Consider the following 19,059-nt stretch of genomic DNA (forward strand, 5'->3'; position numbering starts at 1 on the left):
CAACAAATAAAGCAACATTAAATTTCTTCAGGATACATTTTCACTTTTCAACCCACATTCTAAATCCTAATATTTCCATTATTGTTTTTTCATAAGTTAGTTAACACTATCGTAAATATAATAAATTTACTAGTTTTAGTTTGTGGTAAATCATTATAAATATTCATTTTACTGCAATCTAAAAGATTATAGCAATTAAGAAAATAGCAAGAAAGCTCGAAATATGTTATAATTAGCAAATATGAGTGCAACGAACATTAAAAGAAACAATTATATAATTGAAGTTGATAAAAGTGAAACATATTTATTTATATATCAAAGACCTATAAAGTCGGAACTAAATGAAGATTAATCAGCCTAAATATGCTCATATCACTAATAAAAGGTGGTTTCTTAGATGCAATACAATCATGGAAGAAAGTTGTTGTTTCCAATTTTCAAGAAGATTCATAACAGGATATTAGTGATTTGCGACATTTAAAGTTAAAGACAGCCACTTCCAAAGGAGAAAAAATGTTATTCGATGACTTATTATTAATAACACCAATAAAAAAGGCTTTAAAAGATGAGGGATATGTAGAACCAACCCCTATACAAGAAGCTGCTATTCCTAATATACTGGAGGGTAAAGACTTTCTAGGTTGTGCTCAGACAGGCACCGGAAAGACTGCAGCTTTTGCTATTCCTATTTTACAAACTCTTTGTGGAAAACAAAAGGTTATAAAGGGACCAAAACATATAAAGGCTTTAATACTTGCACCTACTAGGGAACTTGCAATTCAAACTGGAGAGAGTTTTGAATCATATGGTAAATACATGAATCTTACTAGTACAGTTATTTTTGGTGGAGTATCACAAAAAAAACAAACTGATGCTTTAAAAGATGGAGTAGATATTTTAATAGCAACTACAGGTAGATTACTTGACTTAATGCAACAGAAGTTTATTAACTTACATCATGTGGAAATGTTTGTACTAGATGAGGCAGATCGTATGCTTGACATGGGTTTCTTGCGTGATGTAAAAAAAGTTATTGCGCAATTGCCTAAAGTCAGACAGACTATGTTATTTTCAGCAACTATGCCAAAAGAAATCTCAAAGCTTGTTGATTTTATTCTTATAGATCCAGTGAAAGTAGCAGTTACACCTGTTTCTTCAACGATTGATCTTATTGATCAGGCGGTGTATTTTGTTGATAAAAAAAATAAAAAACAATTACTTATTCATATATTAAAAGACAAATCAATAAAATCTGCTTTAGTATTTTCAAGAACAAAACATGGAGCAAATAAAATCACTAAGGATCTAAATAATGAAGGAATAGAGGCACAAGCTATACATGGCAACAAATCGCAAAATGCTAGACAACTTGCATTGAATAATTTTAAAAGTGGTTTAACACGAGTATTAGTTGCAACGGATATAGCTGCAAGAGGTATTGATGTAGAAGAATTATCTCATGTAATTAATTTTGATTTGCCAAATATTCCAGAAACCTATGTTCACAGAATAGGCAGAACTGGCAGAGCTGGGCTTGGTGGAGTTGCATTATCCTTTTGTGATGCAGAGGAAAAACAATATCTTAAGGATATTGAAAAGGTTATATCTAAATCAATACCAGTAATTGAGGACCATCCTTATCCTGCAAGTGATGTAGAAGTAATACCAAATAAGGTTGAAGTTAAAAAAACTTTTAATTCAAGATCTCATTCAAATGGGTATGCAAGAAGAAATGGAAGAAATCAAGGCGGAAGACAACAATCTAGAAATACAGGATCGAAAAGATAAATAAGACAAAATAGAAAGCGTAAAGCCAATGATCATTAATAATAATCATTGGCTTTACTACTCTGTATTTTAAATTTCATACAGAACTATTTAGTAGTCACCGTTTTTAGCCCTAGCAATACTGCTTGCGAGTGAAATCACGAGTAATTTATTAATTAACATAACTAACATCTCCCTATTATAAGATTAATGTTTGCTTGTCGACTACAATGATAGTGTAGCCAGAAACTCAAAAGGTATACGTGAAATATAAATAAAATATTTATATAAAAAGATAATAATTTAATAATAATTAAGTTGAAAGATTGGCTTATTTAGTTTTGAAGAATATGAATAAATATAGTAAAATGTATTAAAATAAGAAATGTAAGAAGAATTTTTAAAATTTCTTCTTACATTTCTTGTTAAATATTGGGTGTCTATTTTTTTTCTTATTTAAATGCCTTTTCAAATATCTTATTTACAATATTTTTAGAGACAACGCCTTCATGTATTTTAATCCCATCAACATAATAAGTAGGTACATAATAGTAAGTATATTGTTTTGCTATATCAGGTCGAAGTTCTTCATCAATTATTTTAACTTCTATATCGGCATATTGTGGATTTTGTTTTTTTATATTTTCCATCCAAGCAAGTGCTTTTTTACAGTATGGACACCATTCAGTTACAAACATAATTACCGGTTTCATTTATTATCACCACCAAACTTTAATATTATAATATATAATATTAAATATATCAATAGCATTTACACCTTTATAAATATTAAGTTTAGTATAGCGGAGTATATAAGTAAATTGCAATAAATAAAAATAACCAAATAATTAAGGCAACTAATCGTAATTAATAGATATAAGTTAAAAAATTTGTTATAATAAACTAGTCTAAAAACAAATTATTATAATTAATACCTGAAAAACATAAAGAAAATTTCTATTATTAATTAATATAAGAAAATGAGGAGAACATAAATGCAAACAATAAAACAGCTATGCAAGAGAGAATCAATGGTTAAAATACTAATATTTGTAACAATAGTATTGTTTTTATACTTAATAAGATCTATTTTCAATTTGATTTTATTAACTTTTATGATTACTTATTTAGTTAATAGTATGCAAAGCTTATTAGTTAATCAAATAAGTAAAATTGTAAAAGTTAATTCAACGCTTATTACAATAATTATATATGTGTTTATAACAGTTACTATAGTTCTTCTTGCTGTGAAATATATACCAATTGCTATTTCTGAAAGTATAATTATTTTAGATAAATTGGAATATACCAAATTTACAAAAGGCACAAAAGGGGTTATGTTATATTTATCACCAATATTTAATAGAATTGACATAGCAAGTTATGCTAAAGCGGGTATACAAGGTATTATGCTTTTTGTAACTAATTTGGGAAAATGGAGTATAAATTTTTTTATGGCACTTTTGTTAAGTTTAGTGTTTATCCTGCAAAAAAATAGTATTTTAATGTTTGTATACAAGTTTAAACATAGTAAATTATCTGTGGCATATGATTATTTTAGCTATTTTGGTAATAACTTTTTAAATTCTTTTGGTAAAGTTATACAGGCACAAATAATGATAGCTATAACTAATACAGTATTATCTGTTGTTGGACTTACTATAATGGGATTTCCGCAATTGTTTGCTCTTGCATTTATGATATTTATTTTAAGTCTTGTACCTGTGGCGGGAGTATTTATTTCCCTTGTGCCACTATGTTTAATCGCTTTTAAAATAGGTGGATTAATTAAAGTCTTATTTGTACTTATAATGATTTTCGTAATACATGCTATTGAGAGTTATGTGTTGAATCCAAAGTTTATGTCTGATACAACACACCTTCCTATATTTTTTACATTTGCGATATTAATAGTTTCAGAACATTTTATGGGAACTTGGGGTCTTATACTGGGTATACCAATTTTTATATTTGTGTTAGATTTAGTTGGAGTGGAGCTTAACGAAAAAAGCGAAACGAAAATATAACAAATTATTACTTAAAATAAAGATATAAATGAATTTAATGGTGTTTAAGAAAGGCAGTGATTTTTGTGGCAATAGAAAATATGGAATCCATCCTAAAATGTCCTGTATGCAATTTAGGATTAAAAAAACATGAGAAACAATACATATGCTTAAATAATCATTCTTATGATATTGCTAGCAAAGGATATATTAATCTTCTATTAGCAAATCAAAAGAAAACAAAAGATCCCGGGGACAGCAAAGAAATGATGGAAGGGCGCAAGGACTTTTTAAATAAGGGTTACTATCATATTTTCTCTGAAAAATTGAATGAGATAATAATATCAAACATAAGCACAAGCAATACAAATGTACTTGATGTTGGTTGCGGTGAAGGATATTTTTTATCAAGACTAAAGGAAGCGATATGTAACCAAAAATCAAATTCTTTAATAGATAAAGAATTTGATTTTTACGGTGTAGATATTTCGAAAACCGCAATTACTCACGCAATTCAAAGAGATAAAAATGTTAACTTTATTGTAAGTAGTAACTTTAATTTGCCTATAATGTCAAATACTATAGACATTATTATCAGAAATTTTGCACCTTCTGATGATACTGAACTTAAGAGGGTATTAAGAGATAATGGTAAGCTAGTTGTGGTAACCCCTGGGATTGAACATTTATATGGGTTAAAGGAGATATTATATGTAAATCCTAGAAAACATGATGAAAAAGATTTATCTTTTGAAGGTTTTAAATTAATAAAAAGCACACAGGTAAAGTACAATATTCACATTGAAGATAGTGAAAGTGTAAAAAATCTTATTTCAATGACTCCTTACTATTGGACTTTTGACAAATGTATGAGTGAAAAAGCAAGCAGTACTCCAAATTTGTCAACTGCACTTCACTTTATTATAAGCGTATATGAAAAAGTTAAGTAAAATCTATAAAATATTAGAGGTGCATTTATGACTAATGATGAAATGTATAAACGTGTAATAGTTATGACAAGTATTAAGACTGCAAAAAGTTTTATTACAACTTATGACATAAGTAAAAGAGATTTAGGCAAGCTTTGTAAAAAATTTAATATATTCGTAGAAAGTAAGGCTACTAAGGATGAAATGCTTGATAGATTCTTAGGAGAAACGTTGGGTAAAAAATTAAGAAACAAGGTAATCAACAAACATAATACTAGATAAATATTATATTACAAAGAATATAAATAGGAATTGGAAAGAATACAATAATATAAAATGTATAAATAACTTTATTTAATAAAATAATACCCATGAGGTGAAAATAATGAAGTTGTTTATACCAGATATTGCATATATAGATCCTAAGATATTAAAATATGAATCATCAAAAAAAATTATAAATTATCTAGAAAAACTAAATGTGCCAATTGTTAATTCTAAAAAGGTGGTAATTGATAGTGGATCACCTGAAAAAAATTACGCAACTGCTAAAAAGACTGTTTTATTTACGACAAATGGGCAAAAAAAATTAGTGAGTTGTAAACCATCTGCAGACTATCAATTTTCTTTATCTAGTTCTTGTCCAGCTAATTGTGAATACTGCTATCTTCAAACTACTCAAGGTGAAAAACCTTTTATGAAGATTTTTCTTAATATTGAAGAGATTTTGGAAGTCATTCAAAGTTATATAGATGATAATTATCCAAAAATCACTGCTTTTGAGTGTTCAAGTATCACTGATCCTATTGCTCTTGAACATTTAAGTGGAAATCTAAAAAGGTGCATTGAATTTTTTGGCAAAAGTTCAAAAGGTAGGCTAAGGCTTGTAACAAAATTTGATGATGTTGATCCTTTTCTGAAGCTAAATCATAACAAGCATACAAAGTTTAGATTTACGGTAAACTCGCGTTACGTAATAAATAATTTTGAACATAATACAGCAGATTTTCATGAGAGATTATTGGCTATTAAAAAAATTGCTGCTGCTGGATATCCAATAGGATTTTTAATTGCACCAATTATGATATATGATAATTGGAAAGAAGAATATAAGGAATTAATAGATACATTAAAAATAGCATTAGAGGATTACAATGATGAAATAAGTTTTGAACTTATTCAACATAGATTTACAAAAGCTGCAAAGGAACTTATAATTCAAAGATTTAAGAATACTAAACTTGATTTAAACGAAGAAATGAGATTACTAAAATGGGGTCCTTATGGTAAATTTAAATATGTTTATAAAAAAAACGAGAGTGAGGAAATAAGAAATTATATTTCTAATCTTATAAACAACAATTTCGATAATGCAATAATTGACTATTTTACATAGAAATGAGATTGTTTATTTGCTATATAAAATAGTAATTCAAATAAACCATTATAAGGGCTAGCCTTTATAATGGTTTATTTGAAAAATGTAGGCAAATTAAAAGCATAATTTTAGTGGTAAAATCGAAATTCCTTTTTTTACAATTTCTAAAAATTCTTTCCTGGGCATATTAATTGCTCCTAAACTTTCTAAATGATTTGTATGAACTTGACAATCAATTAGAATAAATCCTTTGCTTTCTAAAACCTTGCCGAGGGCAATAAATGCTGTTTTAGAGGCGTTATCCATAGTTGAAAACATTGATTCACCAAAAAAACATTTTCCCAAACTTACACCATAAAGTCCACCAACTAATTTATCATCAAGCCAAGTCTCAACTGAATGAGCAAACCCAAGTTCATAAAGGTTGCAGTAAGCTTCTATCATTTCAGGCGTAATCCATGTGCCTGTTTTTTTCCTAACACTTGAACAATTAGATATAACATCTCTAAAACAAGTATCAAAGGTAACTTTATATGTATCTTTTTTAATTAATTTTTTCATAGAGTGAGAAGTTTTAATATCTTTTGGATAAATAATAAATCTTGGATCAGGTGACCACCAAAGTATTGGGTCATCATCTGAGTACCATGGAAATATTCCATTAGAATATGCAAGTAATAATCTTTCCACAGATAAATCGCCCTCAATAGCTAAAAGACCATCATCATCTGAAAAAGATGGGTTTGGAAATACTAAATCATTTGATAATCTATAAACTGTCATAATCAACTCCTTTCTAAATATACGTGATTATAATTTATATTTTAAAATTATATTACACTATAATCTTATATTTAAAATAACTTAACAACTTCTATAATAACATTATAGATGTAATAATTTTAAAAAAATCTACATAAATATTATTTTGGTAAATAATATTATAACTACAAAAAATGGATAAAAAGCACATTAATGAGCATGCTAGAAATAAAAAAGTATATTTTTTTTAAAAGTGTTAATATATATAATATATCAACTAAAATTTTGAGAGGATGTTTTTATATGAAGTTATCTTACAATGAAAGAATAAATAATGTAAAACCAGTGGTTGTTGTAAGTAGATGCTTAGGGTTTGAAGCATGTAGGTATAATGGTCAGAAGGATAGTTGCAATTTAATAGAAAAACTAAAGGATTATGTAGATTTTATAACGGTGTGCCCAGAAGTTCAAATAGGTTTAGAAACACCTAGAGAAGCAATAAGAGTAATCAAAGAAGATGAGTTATCACCTACAAGGTTAGTACAACATCAAACAGAAAGAGAATTAAGTAAAGAAATGTACGAGTTTGGAAAAGAGTTCCTTTTAAATATTCCAAAGGTCGATGGTTTTTTACTAAAGAGCAAATCCCCATCTTGTGGTATAAAGGAAGTAAAAATATACAAAGGGATTGGAAAGGGTTCAGCATCAGTAAAGGGTAAAGGATTATTCGGTGAACTTGTGATGGAATCTTTTCATTATTTGGCTGTTGAAGATGATGGGAGAGTTAAAAACTATAATATAAGACAACATTTTTTAACAAAACTATATATTATGAAGAACTTTAGAGTTATAGAAGAAAATATGCTTATAGAAGATTTAGTAGAGTTTCATAGAACTAACAAACTTCTTTTAATGTCATATAATCAAAAACAACTAAAAATATTAGGCAGTATAGTAGGGAGACATGGAGAATTAAATGTCAAGCAAGTTTATAAAGAATATGCAAAAAATCTTAGTCTTGCCCTTAACAAATTACCTAGATACACATCAAATATAAATGTGCTTACAAAATCTATGGGTTACTTTTCGGATAAATTAACACATAGAGAAAAAGAGTTTATTTTAAATACAATAGAGCAATATAGAGAAAGTAAAGTACCTTTTAGTGTTCCTCTTTATGTTATAAAATCAAATGCAATACGTTTTGAAGAAAAAAATCTTGTTAATCAAACTTTCTTTGAACCTTATCCTCTACAATTAGATAATGTTACTGATTCTGGTAAGGGATTAAATAAATGACATAAAATATTTAATTGTTATAATATATTTTATAAATATTGAATTGTTATAATATATTTTATAAATATTGAATTAATTAACCTTATTTGGACATAATTCCAAGTAAGGAGGGATAATATGAAAAAAAGAAAACTTTTATATTCACTATTGACAATAATTTTAATTACTTTTATTGGTGCAAACTATTCTCTCACGCACTTTATGAATAAAAATAATTTAAAACTTGAAACCTGTAGTACATTACCATTTTTAAAATTCATTGCTAAAACCAATACTAGCGATTTGATACAAACTTCCATGACTACTAATTTAACAAGGGTAGGCCAGGATACTAAATTTATTTTTAAAATCAATTATAAAGATAACGTGGTAAGAAATATGGTTCTTGAAAAATATTTTTATGAATCTAAAGTGTTAAATAGAAAAACTCAATCAGAACTTAATGAGTTTTTTAAAAATCAAGGATACTTAGTTTCTAATATGAATTCTGATGAAGTAGTTTTTGTAAATATTAGTAATAGATACAGATATAAACCTAATAGATATTTCTTGGGAGTATATGGCGATTTAGTAACGATTTACAAAACAGATAAAAATGGGAATATAGTATCTCATAAACTATTTAATTCGAATGTATATGCTACAAATGGTAAACAGTTGAAATATGATTTTAAGTCTAAGGACAAAGGTGAGTTACAATATATTAAGATAAGTGAATTAAAAGAAAAAGATGGACTCGTGAATGATTTAATTAGGGGAAGAAAATATAGCAAAGACAATGATGGTAGCAAAGATATTGAGAATAATGATGAATATGACAAAGGGGAATTTAAAACTCCAGAAAAAGCATTTGATTATGCAAGAGGATTACTAAAGTCTTAACATATTCATGTCATTTATAAAAATATATAAAATTAACCTTAAGAAATGTATATTTCCTAAGATCAAAAATCCTTAAGAAATTAATTTCTTAAGGATTTTTGATCTATTTTTTATTTTCATGTGTGTTAATTATTGAATTAATACCGTTTAGGTGGTAAAGTAATATATAGTCGTTGTAAAAATAGTTGAATTTAAATTGGTGAAAATAATTAGTGATTGATATTTACGAGAGAAGCATCAAGGAGGAAGTATCATGTACGAATATATAAAGGGAATTTTTGTAGGTATTAATAAAGATTATATTGTAGTAGATAATAATGGTATGGGTTATAGAATATATACTTCTGGAAGTACTATGGCAAATATGCCTAAAACAAACGAGAATGTATTGTTATATATAAAACAAATTGTTAGAGAAGATTTTATTGGGTTGTATGGTTTTTTAACAAAAGATGAGTTAGAAATGTTCAGTCTTGTAACTCGCATAAATGGAGTTGGATCAAAAGCTGGATTATCATTACTTTCTATTTGCAGTGTTTTAAATTTAAAATATGCCATTGTATCGGGAGATGAAAAAACTTTAACAAGGGCGCCAGGCATAGGTAAGAAGATTGCTCAAAGAATAATTTTAGAACTTAGAGAAAAAATACATATTGAGCAATCTGATGCTCATGATCTTTCAAAAAATTTAGGGATTAATTTAGTAGAAGATACAAAACTTAATGAAGTTTTGGGAGCTCTTATTTCACTAGGATATTCTGAGAAGGAAGCAGAAAAGGCATTAAATTCTGTAAGCAGGGAACAATCACTTGAAAATATAATTAAAGATTGTTTGAAATATTTAATGAATTAAGGTGGGAACATACTATGGATGATACTGAGGAAAGAATTATTACTTCCTCCATAATGGAAGAAGATGCAGATGCTGAATATTCACTAAGGCCTCAAAATCTTAGTGAATATATTGGCCAATCAAAGACAAAAGAAAAATTGAGTATATTTATCAAAGCAGCTCAAAATAGAGAAGAAGCCCTAGATCACGTACTTTTATATGGACCGCCAGGCCTTGGGAAGACAACACTTGCTAATATTATTGCAAAGGAAATGAAGGGTAATTTAAAAGTAACTTCTGGACCAGCAATTGAAAGAGCAGGAGATTTAGCAGCTATTTTAACAAGTCTGAGCGATTATGATGTGCTTTTTATTGACGAAATACATAGGCTTAACAGGGCCGTAGAAGAAATATTATATCCGGCTATGGAGGACTATGCACTAGATATTGTAATTGGGAAAGGGGCATCTGCAAAATCTATAAGACTCGATTTACCTAAGTTTACACTTATTGGTGCAACCACTAGGATTGGGTTATTAACGGCCCCTCTTCGTGATAGATTTGGCGTGTTAAGTTCTATGGAATATTATACAAAAGGTGAGCTAAAAGAAATAGTAATTCGGTCTGCTTCTATTTTGAAGGTGAATATTACAAAAGATGCAGCAGTAGAAATTGCAAGGCGATCAAGAGGAACCCCGAGAATTGCCAATAGATTGCTTAAGAGGGTAAGAGATTATTGTGATGTTAAGGGAAATGGAATTATTGATTTAAATGTAGCAAAATCTGCGGCAGAACTTCTAGAAATTGATGACGAAGGTTTTGATAGAATAGATAATAAAATGCTTACAGCTATTATAGATAACTTTAATGGTGGACCAGTGGGCATAGAAACTTTATCTTATTTTGTAGGAGAAGAAATAGGGACTCTTGAGGATGTTTATGAACCGTATTTAATTCAAAAAGGATTTATAATAAGAACACCAAGGGGAAGAATAGCTTCTAAAAAAGCATATCAACATTTAAACAGACGAATGAAAAGATAAGAAAGATTAATAAACAATAACATTTAATAATAGCTAAAGTACGTTTTAAATAATTTTGTATAAAGAAAGGGTGTAGTTTTTTTGAGAGTAAAGGATTTTAATTATGACCTACCTAAGGAGCTTATAGCTCAACATCCCGTTGAAATAAGGGATGAATCTAGGCTTATGGTAGTTAATAAAACTACTAAACAGATAGAGCACAGACATTTTAAAAACATAATAGATTATTTGAATTCAGGAGACTGTTTAGTGCTAAATAATACTAGGGTATTACCAGCAAGACTTTTAGGAGTAAAAGAGGGAACTGGCGGAAAAATGGAATTTCTTCTCCTTAAGAGAATAGATATTAATCATTGGGAAACCTTAGTAAAACCAGGAAAAAAAGCAAAGATAGGGTCTAGATTTATTTTTGGTAATGGAGATCTTAAAGCAACTGTTATTAGTGATTCAGAAGGTGGAAGTAGAATTGTCGAATTTGAATATGATGGAATTTTTGAAGAAATTTTAGATAAACTTGGCGAGATGCCACTACCTCCTTATATAACTGAAAAATTAAAAGATAAAGAAAGATATCAAACTGTATACTCGAGAGAGGAAGGATCGGCCGCAGCTCCAACTGCAGGACTTCATTTTACGAAAGAACTACTTGAACAAATCAAGACTAAGGGAGTTAAAATTGCTTTTGTAACACTACACGTAGGACTAGGTACTTTTAGACCTGTGAAAGCTGAAATAGTTGAAGAACATGAAATGCATTCAGAGTATTATATGTTAAATAAAGAAACTGCAGAGATAATAAATTCAGCAAAAGAAAATGGTGGGAGAGTAATTGCAGTAGGCACAACCTCTAACAGAACACTTGAAAGTATTGCAGATGATAATGGAAAAGTATGTGAAAAATCAGGGTGGACAGATATATTTATTTATCCAGGATATAAATTCAAAATCGTTGATGCTTTAATAACTAATTTTCATTTACCACAATCTACACTAATAATGTTAGTTAGTGCTTTTGCGGGTAAAGATTTAATTATGAGCGCATATGATATAGCTGTAAAAGAAAAATATAGATTTTTTAGTTTTGGAGACGCAATGTTTCTACATTAGATATCTAATCTCAGAATAGATGAGGCTAGTATTATATTGACTAGCTTTCTTATTAAAGTTAAATTCGAGATTAAACGGGGCTAAGCAGCCAACTTTTAATTATTGTACAGAAAGAAGGGTAAGTATGTATAAATTACTTAAGAAAAGTGGTAAAGTAAGACGTGGTGAGTTAATAACACCTCATGGTACAATTCAAACTCCAGTATTTATGAATGTAGGGACACTAGCTGTTATTAAGGGTGCTGTTTCCACTATGGATTTAAAAGAAATTAATTGCCAAGTGGAATTATCTAATACTTATCACTTGCACTTAAGGCCAACGGATACAGTTATAAGAAAATTAGGTGGATTACATAAATTTATGAATTGGGATAGACCAATTCTTACAGATTCAGGTGGATATCAAGTTTTTTCTTTAGCTAAGATGCGAAAGATTAAAGAAGAAGGAGTTTATTTTAATTCTCATATTGATGGCAAAAAGATATTTATGGGACCTGAAGAAAGTATGCAAATACAAAGTAATTTAGGATCTACCATAGCAATGGCATTTGATGAATGTGTCCCAAATCCTTCTACGAGAGAATACGTAGTAGATTCAGTAGCAAGAACTACAAGATGGCTTGAACGTTGCAAGGTTGAAATGAATAAGTTAAATCTGCGCGAAGATACTTTAAATAAAAAACAAATGTTATTTGGTATAAATCAAGGCGGAACATATGCAGACATTAGAATAGAGCATGCTAAAACAATTAGTAAAATGAATCTCGATGGTTATGCTATAGGAGGCCTTGCTGTTGGAGAGAGCCATGAAGAAATGTATAGAATTATTGATGCAGTTGTCCCATACTTACCTCAAGATAAACCAATATATCTTATGGGTGTTGGATATCCAAGTAACATTTTAGAAGCTGTATCAAGAGGGGTAGATTTTTTTGACTGTGTCTTACCAGCAAGAAATGGAAGACATGGAAATGTATTCACTAAAAATGGTAGAATGAATATGATGAATGCTAAATTTGAATTAGACGCAACACCTATAGATGAAGGATGTCAATGTCCTACTTGTAAAAATTATACAAGAGCATATATTAGGCACTTATTCAAGGCAAAAGAAATGCTTGCCATGAGGCTTTGTGTACTTCATAATTTATATTTTTATAATAAACTTATGCAAGATATTCGAGATGCCATTGATAATGATTGTTTTGAAGAGTTTAAGGCAGAAAAACTTGCTATGTGGAATGAGAAAGCATAATTATTTACTATAATATGATTAACTTGTAAAAGTAATAATAAGGAAGTATTTAATTCCTTATCATTTATTATATTAAGGAAATCATTTATTATAAGTTTTAAAAAGTAATATAGGAAGGAGGAAAATATAAATGCAATCAATAGGAACTTTGTTACCTTTAATTTTAATGCTTGCAGTGTTTTATTTAGTAATCTTTATACCAGAAAATAAAAGAAAGAAAAAATATGCTGCACTTTTAAGTAATTTAAAAATTAACGATGAAGTAATGACTAAAGGCGGTATGATGGGTAAAATCATTAATATTCAAGATGAGTACATTATTTTAGAAAGTGGTCCAGACAGAACTAGAATTAAACTAGCCAAAAGCGGAATAGGATCAGCAATTAATGTAAGTACTTCAGAAGTAGCGGAGAAAAAGTAGAAAAAAGGTAATAAACCCCCTTTCTAAATCATATTTAATATTATAGATTTCAACTAAAAAAGTATTCTTTTTATCGGAATCTATATAGAAAGGGGGAGTTTGTATGGAAAATAAATTAAAATATTCTTGTGCTGGAGAAGGCGTATTTAGGGCTGCAATTTTAACCTTAATTATATTAGTAATTTATTCTATAATAACAACATATTTACCAGCTAGTATGAAGGTAACATCTGTTTTCTATATTGTAATAACATTAGTTAGCGTGCTTTATGGCTCAGTATTTGCTGCGAAAAAAGCAGGAGAAAAAGGCTGGTTAATGGGTATTATGGTAGCGGCTACGTATATGTTAGTTTTATACTTGGTGAAAGTTTGTGGTGGTGGGAGTATTGCTATTGACACAAGGGAAATTATAAGAACAGCTCTAGCTTTAGGTATAGGTGGTTTGTCTGGAATGCTTGGAATAAATCTCTAGGAATACTTTATTTAGGTACAATATTATGATATAATGTATAAGTCAACTTTAGGATATGGAGGAATAAAAATGAAACATATAAAAACTATAAATGCAGCAACAATCAGAGAAAGTTTAAAAAAACCTGGATGCAAGGAATGTGCTAATTCATGTCAATCAGCATGTAAAACTTCTTGTACAGTAGCTAACTTAGCTTGTGAAAATTAATATTATAAAAGGGGCAGTAACTAGAGTTACTGCTTTAAATTTAGTTAGGAGGAAATAAATTGGCACTTATTCATAAATTTATTCAAGATGGCGAATATTATGTAATTGATGTAAATTCTGGAGCACTACATGTAGTGGATGAAATAGTTTATGATCTTTTGGATACTAATTCATTAAGGAAAAAAGAAGATTTAATAGAAGAATTTAAAGAAAAGTATAGTATAAAAAATATTGAGGAAGTATATGACGAAATTGAGAGCTTAATTAAGCAAGGAACTTTATATACAGAAGATTTATATAAAGAAATTGCAATGAAAGGTGGACAATCAGAACCTTACATAAAGGCACTGTGCCTTAATATAATACAAGATTGTAATCTAAGATGTAAATATTGTTTTGCCGATGAGGGTAAGTATCATGGCGTTAGAAAAGCAATGCCTATAGAAGTTGCCAAGAAAGCAATTGATTTTGTTATAAAAAATTCTGGGCCAAGAAAGAACATTGAGGTTGATTTATTCGGTGGAGAACCACTTATGGCTTTTGATTTGATAAAGAAAGTTGTAGAGTATGCAAAAAAACAAGAAAAAATCTATAACAAATCTATAAGATTTACGATGACAACTAATGCTACATTACTTAGTGATGAAGTTATGAAGTATTTAGATGAAAATATGGGTAATATAGTACTTAGCATAGATGGTAGAAAATCTGTAAATGATAAGGTAAGAGTAAAAGTAGATGGTAGTGGGTCATATGATAGGATACTCCCAAAGATTAAAAAGATGGTTGATATGAGGGATAAGTCAAAACAATACTATGTCAGAGGAACCTTCACTAGACTAAATACTGATTTTTATGAAGATATTAAACATATGGCAGATTTAGGGTTTAAAGAAATATCTATAGAACCAGTAGTATTACCACCTGAACATGAGCTTTCACTTAGAGAGGAAGATTTACCAGTTATTTTTGAGCAATATGATAAATTATACAAAGATATGCTCAAGAGACACAAAGATGGAAATGAATTTAAATTTTACCATTTTAATATAGATTTGCAAGGTGGACCTTGTGTTTACAAACGAATAGCTGGATGCGGAGCAGGTCATGAATATATAGCGGTTACTCCAGATGGAGATATATATCCATGTCATCAATTTGTTGGTAATAAAGATTTCCTTATGGGCGACATATATAATGGAATTACTAATACAAAAATGGTACAAGAGTTCAAAGAAGCACATATTTATAACAAACCTACATGTGTTAAATGTTGGGCTAAATTTTATTGTAGTGGTGGATGTCAAGCAAATAACTATAACTTCAATGGAGATATGCATATTCCTTATGAAATTGGCTGCAAGATGCAAAAAAAGAGGATAGAATGTGCTATAGCCTTAAAAGCAAAAACTATGGATAAATAAGAAAATTTGTTTAATCTTTAATAAAATTTTCTATTTGTAGAACAGTTAGCTTTTAAATATGCAGCGAAAGGGGAAAAAGATGAAGAAGAAAAAGAGTACGATACTTTTTTTAATCAGTGTTTTAGTTATTGGAATATTGGCATTTACTGGCTTTCATGGACTTACAATAGGGGATTATAGATTTAAACCATTTACAGAAACAATTAATAAGGGCCTAGACATACAGGGTGGAATTTCAGTACTCGAAGAGGTTCAAGGTGGAAATGTTGATAACAAAACCTTAGATAGAACCATTGAACTTATTTCAATGAGAGTCAATAAAATGGGAGTTAGTGAGACAGCAGTTGCTAAAGAAGGTATTAAGAGAATTAGAATTGATATCCCGGGTAAATTCGATTCTAAAGAAATTCTTGATACTGTTGCAAAATCAGGAACACTTAAATTTGTAGGACCTGATAAAAAGGTAATCCTTACAGGTAAAGACGTAAAGGATTCTACAGCATACACAAACGATGACAATCAACCTGCTATTGGTCTAGAATTTAATGAATCAGGGAAGAAAAAATTTGCTGTAGCAACAGAAAAATTTATAGGACAGCCAATTGCTATATATATGGATTCTGATTTATTAACTAATCCTCGAGTGGATGCAGCTATAACTGATGGTAAGGCTGTTATTACAGGAAGTAAGACATTAGAAGAAGCTACAAAACAATCTGAAATTATTAAATCAGGAGCATTACCTGTAACATTAAAAGCTGTTTCTGTTCAAACTGTTGGTGCTACGGTAGGCTCAAATGCATTATCACAAAGCATGAAAGCTGGAGCAATAGGAACATTATTTGTATTATTGTTTATGCTTCTATATTATAGAGTCCCAGGTATTATAGCTGATATATCTTTGATTTTATATGTAGTTTTGGTTCTTGGTGCATTCTCATTAATGAATGTAACTTTGACTATTGCTGGTATAGCAGGATTTTTGCTGACAATAGGAATGGCAGTTGATGCTAATGTTCTAATATTTGAAAGAACAAGAGAAGAGCTTAGAACTGGAAAATCAATAAAATCTTCAGTACATTCTGGATTTCACAGAGCATTGCCATCAATACTGGATTCAAACATAACAACAATAATTTCTGGTGTAGTTCTTTATTCAATGGGATCAGGATCAGTTAAAGGTTTTGCACTTACATTGGTAATTGGTATACTTATAAGTATATTTACAGCACTTACATGTACTAAATTCTTATTAAAATTAGCGATTGAAGTGGGAATACTAAATAAATTATCCCATTTTGGTGTGAAGAGGGGGTAAACATATGTTAAAAATAGTTGAAAAAACTAAAATATGGTTTGCTATGTCTCTATTAATAATTGTAATAGGAATGGGATTCATGGCAACAAAAGGGCTTAACTTAGGTATAGATTTTAAAGGTGGTACGGCACTAACTGTAGGTATGAATCAACAATTTAATAAGGCTGATGTAGATAAAATAGTTGATAAGGTTGCTAAAGGTGAATACTTATCTAAAACAGTAAATGATGGCAAGAACATCGAAATAACTGTAAAAAGTGACGTGCTTTCGGCTGATCAAATTGCAACAATGGTAAGAGACATTAATACTAATTTTAAATCTAGCAAATTAATTTCACAAAATACAGTTGGTGGATCTATTGGCAGTGAATTAGAATCAAAAGCAATTAAAGCATTAATTTTTGCTACAATTTGTATGTTAATATACGTTGGTTTAAGATTCGAATTTAAATTTGGGGCTGCAGCTATAATTGCATTACTACATGATGTATTAATTACAGTTGGAGTATATGCAGTGTTCAGAATACCAGTAAATGCAACTTTTATAGCAGCCATTCTGACTGTAATTGGTTATTCTATTAATGATACTATAGTTATATTTGATAGGATAAGAGAAAATCAGAGAATTATGAGAAAAGCTTCTGTAGAACAGATTGTTAATAAGAGTATTACACAAACTTTATCAAGATCAATTAATACAGTTATGACAGTATTAATTAGTATAATTGCAGTATATGCACTTGTACCATCTATAAGAGAGTTAAGTGGTCCATTAATTATTGGAATAGCAGTTGGATGTTATTCTTCGATCTTTATAGCAAGCCCTGTTTGGGTGTTACTAAAAAATAGAAAAAAGAAAGCAACAGCTTAAAAATACTACTGTTGTCTTCTGCACAATTTATAATTCTGAAACTTAAAATTAAAGACAGAGAAGTATGATATATTAGGTACTTCTTTGCCTTTTTATACTATAGTATGTGAAATTATAAATTAATTATTGAGTAGAAAATCATGTACTTAAATTATGATTAATATGTTTTCTATTAACTTCGAGGAGCTTTTATGGTGGATTGTATTAAAAACATGCAAAAGAATAACAAAAAATTTATAGATAATAATATGTATAATCCATTTTTATTAAAAGGGATGGAGGCTGCATTATATAGAATTGTTAAATCTATAAATGAGAGAGAAAAAATTGTCCTCTATGGATTTTATGATGTTGATGGTATTACGGCAATTTCCTTATTGATGTTAGTACTTAAGTTTCTAAATGCAGATGTAGAGTATTTTATACCGAGTAAAATAAGTGAAAGTCGTGATTTGGTTGAAAAAGATATTACAGATCATATAAAATATTTTGGACCAGGGCTTATAATAACTTTAGGGTGTGGCATAAATTCTTACAATGAAGTAGAACTATGTAAACACATTGGAATTGATGTTATTATTACAGATTATCATCAACCTATTAAATATGTTCCGAGTACTATTGTTGTTAATCCAAAACAAAAAGGATGTAAATATCCATTCGAAGGATTATGTACATCAGGAATTACTTTTAAGCTAGCTCAAGCAATTTCATCATATTATAAAATGGAATCTATAAACAAATATATGGACTTGGTAATGATAGGTACTATTTATAGCAAAACAAAGCTTGAAAGTGAAAACGAAATAATTGCAGACGTTGGTATAAAGCAACTAAAGTGTACAAACAATTATGGGATTTGTGCATTAATAAAAACTCACAATATTAAGATTATTGATGAAGACACAGTATTAAAGTTAGCATTAAAAGTAATGCCTACAATAAATCCTGTCGGAAGAATGGATAATGCTAAAATAGTTGTTGAGTTATTTATAACCTCAGATAAAAATAGGGCACTTCAGATATCAAAATATTTAGATAAAGAATCAAAGAATAGTGTTTTAACTTAATGAAGTACTTACATAA

Annotated in this window: 20 protein-coding genes; 18 read left to right on the forward strand and 2 right to left on the reverse strand. The window is 29.1% G+C overall.

From position 1 onward, the window contains the following. Nucleotides 1-513: 513 nt before the first annotated feature. The gene (locus KPL38_RS06300) at nucleotides 514-1,788 is read left to right on the forward strand and encodes a DEAD/DEAH box helicase (RefSeq protein ID WP_216288300.1); all 1,275 of its coding nucleotides are present in this window, start codon (nucleotides 514-516) and stop codon (nucleotides 1,786-1,788) included. Nucleotides 1,789-2,219: 431 nt separating this feature from the next. Here KPL38_RS06300 and KPL38_RS06305 read toward each other — a convergent pair whose 3' ends face one another. Further along, on the reverse strand, nucleotides 2,220-2,480 hold the full coding sequence (locus KPL38_RS06305) for a glutaredoxin domain-containing protein (protein WP_216288301.1): 261 nt from the start codon (nucleotides 2,478-2,480) through the stop codon (nucleotides 2,220-2,222). Nucleotides 2,481-2,762: 282 nt separating this feature from the next. On the opposite strand from KPL38_RS06305, the gene KPL38_RS06310 reads away from it, so the two are divergent. The 4 genes from KPL38_RS06310 (at nucleotide 2,763) to splB (ending at nucleotide 6,098) form a co-directional block, all read left to right on the forward strand. Beyond that, a complete protein-coding gene (locus KPL38_RS06310; protein ID WP_216288302.1) occupies nucleotides 2,763-3,794 on the forward strand; it encodes an AI-2E family transporter in 1,032 nt (343 codons plus the stop codon). Nucleotides 3,795-3,859: 65 nt separating this feature from the next. Then, complete coding sequence (locus KPL38_RS06315; protein ID WP_216288303.1) at nucleotides 3,860-4,723, forward strand: methyltransferase domain-containing protein; 864 nt, start codon at nucleotides 3,860-3,862, stop codon at nucleotides 4,721-4,723. A gap of 27 nt (nucleotides 4,724-4,750) precedes the next feature. Further along, nucleotides 4,751-4,984: a hypothetical protein gene (locus KPL38_RS06320; RefSeq protein ID WP_216288304.1), complete on the forward strand. Its 234-nt coding sequence runs from the start codon at nucleotides 4,751-4,753 to the stop codon at nucleotides 4,982-4,984. Between the two features lie 103 nt (nucleotides 4,985-5,087). After that, entirely contained in the window at nucleotides 5,088-6,098 is a 1,011-nt protein-coding gene (gene splB, locus KPL38_RS06325) for a spore photoproduct lyase (RefSeq protein ID WP_216288305.1), read from the forward strand. Nucleotides 6,099-6,194: 96 nt separating this feature from the next. Here splB and aat read toward each other — a convergent pair whose 3' ends face one another. Beyond that, on the reverse strand, nucleotides 6,195-6,863 hold the full coding sequence (gene aat, locus KPL38_RS06330; RefSeq protein WP_216288306.1) for a leucyl/phenylalanyl-tRNA--protein transferase: 669 nt from the start codon (nucleotides 6,861-6,863) through the stop codon (nucleotides 6,195-6,197). A 282-nt stretch (nucleotides 6,864-7,145) separates the two neighbouring features. On the opposite strand from aat, the gene KPL38_RS06335 reads away from it, so the two are divergent. The 13 genes from KPL38_RS06335 (at nucleotide 7,146) to KPL38_RS06395 (ending at nucleotide 19,043) form a co-directional block, all read left to right on the forward strand. Next, entirely contained in the window at nucleotides 7,146-8,141 is a 996-nt protein-coding gene (locus KPL38_RS06335) for a YbgA family protein (RefSeq protein WP_216288307.1), read from the forward strand. A 117-nt stretch (nucleotides 8,142-8,258) separates the two neighbouring features. Beyond that, the gene (locus KPL38_RS06340; RefSeq protein ID WP_216288308.1) at nucleotides 8,259-9,023 is read left to right on the forward strand and encodes a hypothetical protein; all 765 of its coding nucleotides are present in this window, start codon (nucleotides 8,259-8,261) and stop codon (nucleotides 9,021-9,023) included. Nucleotides 9,024-9,276: 253 nt separating this feature from the next. Then, on the forward strand, nucleotides 9,277-9,876 hold the full coding sequence (gene ruvA, locus KPL38_RS06345; RefSeq protein ID WP_216288309.1) for a Holliday junction branch migration protein RuvA: 600 nt from the start codon (nucleotides 9,277-9,279) through the stop codon (nucleotides 9,874-9,876). A 14-nt stretch (nucleotides 9,877-9,890) separates the two neighbouring features. Beyond that, nucleotides 9,891-10,898, forward strand: a complete 1,008-nt coding sequence (ruvB, locus tag KPL38_RS06350; protein WP_216288310.1) for a Holliday junction branch migration DNA helicase RuvB — start codon at nucleotides 9,891-9,893, stop codon at nucleotides 10,896-10,898. A gap of 81 nt (nucleotides 10,899-10,979) precedes the next feature. After that, nucleotides 10,980-12,005, forward strand: a complete 1,026-nt coding sequence (queA, locus tag KPL38_RS06355; protein WP_216288311.1) for a tRNA preQ1(34) S-adenosylmethionine ribosyltransferase-isomerase QueA — start codon at nucleotides 10,980-10,982, stop codon at nucleotides 12,003-12,005. A gap of 124 nt (nucleotides 12,006-12,129) precedes the next feature. Then, nucleotides 12,130-13,260: a tRNA guanosine(34) transglycosylase Tgt gene (gene tgt / locus KPL38_RS06360; RefSeq protein WP_216288312.1), complete on the forward strand. Its 1,131-nt coding sequence runs from the start codon at nucleotides 12,130-12,132 to the stop codon at nucleotides 13,258-13,260. Nucleotides 13,261-13,390: 130 nt separating this feature from the next. Then, nucleotides 13,391-13,681 carry a preprotein translocase subunit YajC gene (gene yajC, locus KPL38_RS06365; RefSeq protein ID WP_216288313.1) on the forward strand — a complete coding sequence of 97 codons (291 nt, stop codon included), beginning with the start codon at nucleotides 13,391-13,393 and terminating at the stop codon, nucleotides 13,679-13,681. A 103-nt stretch (nucleotides 13,682-13,784) separates the two neighbouring features. After that, nucleotides 13,785-14,153 carry a TIGR04086 family membrane protein gene (locus KPL38_RS06370; protein WP_216288314.1) on the forward strand — a complete coding sequence of 123 codons (369 nt, stop codon included), beginning with the start codon at nucleotides 13,785-13,787 and terminating at the stop codon, nucleotides 14,151-14,153. Between the two features lie 69 nt (nucleotides 14,154-14,222). Further along, nucleotides 14,223-14,360: a six-cysteine ranthipeptide SCIFF gene (scfA, locus tag KPL38_RS06375; protein WP_216288315.1), complete on the forward strand. Its 138-nt coding sequence runs from the start codon at nucleotides 14,223-14,225 to the stop codon at nucleotides 14,358-14,360. Between the two features lie 59 nt (nucleotides 14,361-14,419). Further along, nucleotides 14,420-15,784 carry a thioether cross-link-forming SCIFF peptide maturase gene (gene scfB / locus KPL38_RS06380; RefSeq protein ID WP_216288316.1) on the forward strand — a complete coding sequence of 455 codons (1,365 nt, stop codon included), beginning with the start codon at nucleotides 14,420-14,422 and terminating at the stop codon, nucleotides 15,782-15,784. A gap of 58 nt (nucleotides 15,785-15,842) precedes the next feature. Then, nucleotides 15,843-17,102, forward strand: a complete 1,260-nt coding sequence (gene secD, locus KPL38_RS06385) for a protein translocase subunit SecD (protein WP_376769019.1) — start codon at nucleotides 15,843-15,845, stop codon at nucleotides 17,100-17,102. Between the two features lie 4 nt (nucleotides 17,103-17,106). Next, nucleotides 17,107-17,973, forward strand: coding sequence for a protein translocase subunit SecF (gene secF / locus KPL38_RS06390; RefSeq protein ID WP_216288318.1), 867 nt, complete (start codon nucleotides 17,107-17,109; stop codon nucleotides 17,971-17,973). Between the two features lie 191 nt (nucleotides 17,974-18,164). Then, complete coding sequence (locus tag KPL38_RS06395) at nucleotides 18,165-19,043, forward strand: DHH family phosphoesterase (RefSeq protein WP_246577839.1); 879 nt, start codon at nucleotides 18,165-18,167, stop codon at nucleotides 19,041-19,043. The last annotated feature ends 16 nt before the right edge of the window (nucleotides 19,044-19,059 follow it).

It is taken from the genome of Clostridium psychrophilum, assembly GCF_018861705.1.
Taxonomy (GTDB): Bacteria; Bacillota; Clostridia; order Clostridiales; family Clostridiaceae; genus Clostridium_AD; species Clostridium_AD psychrophilum.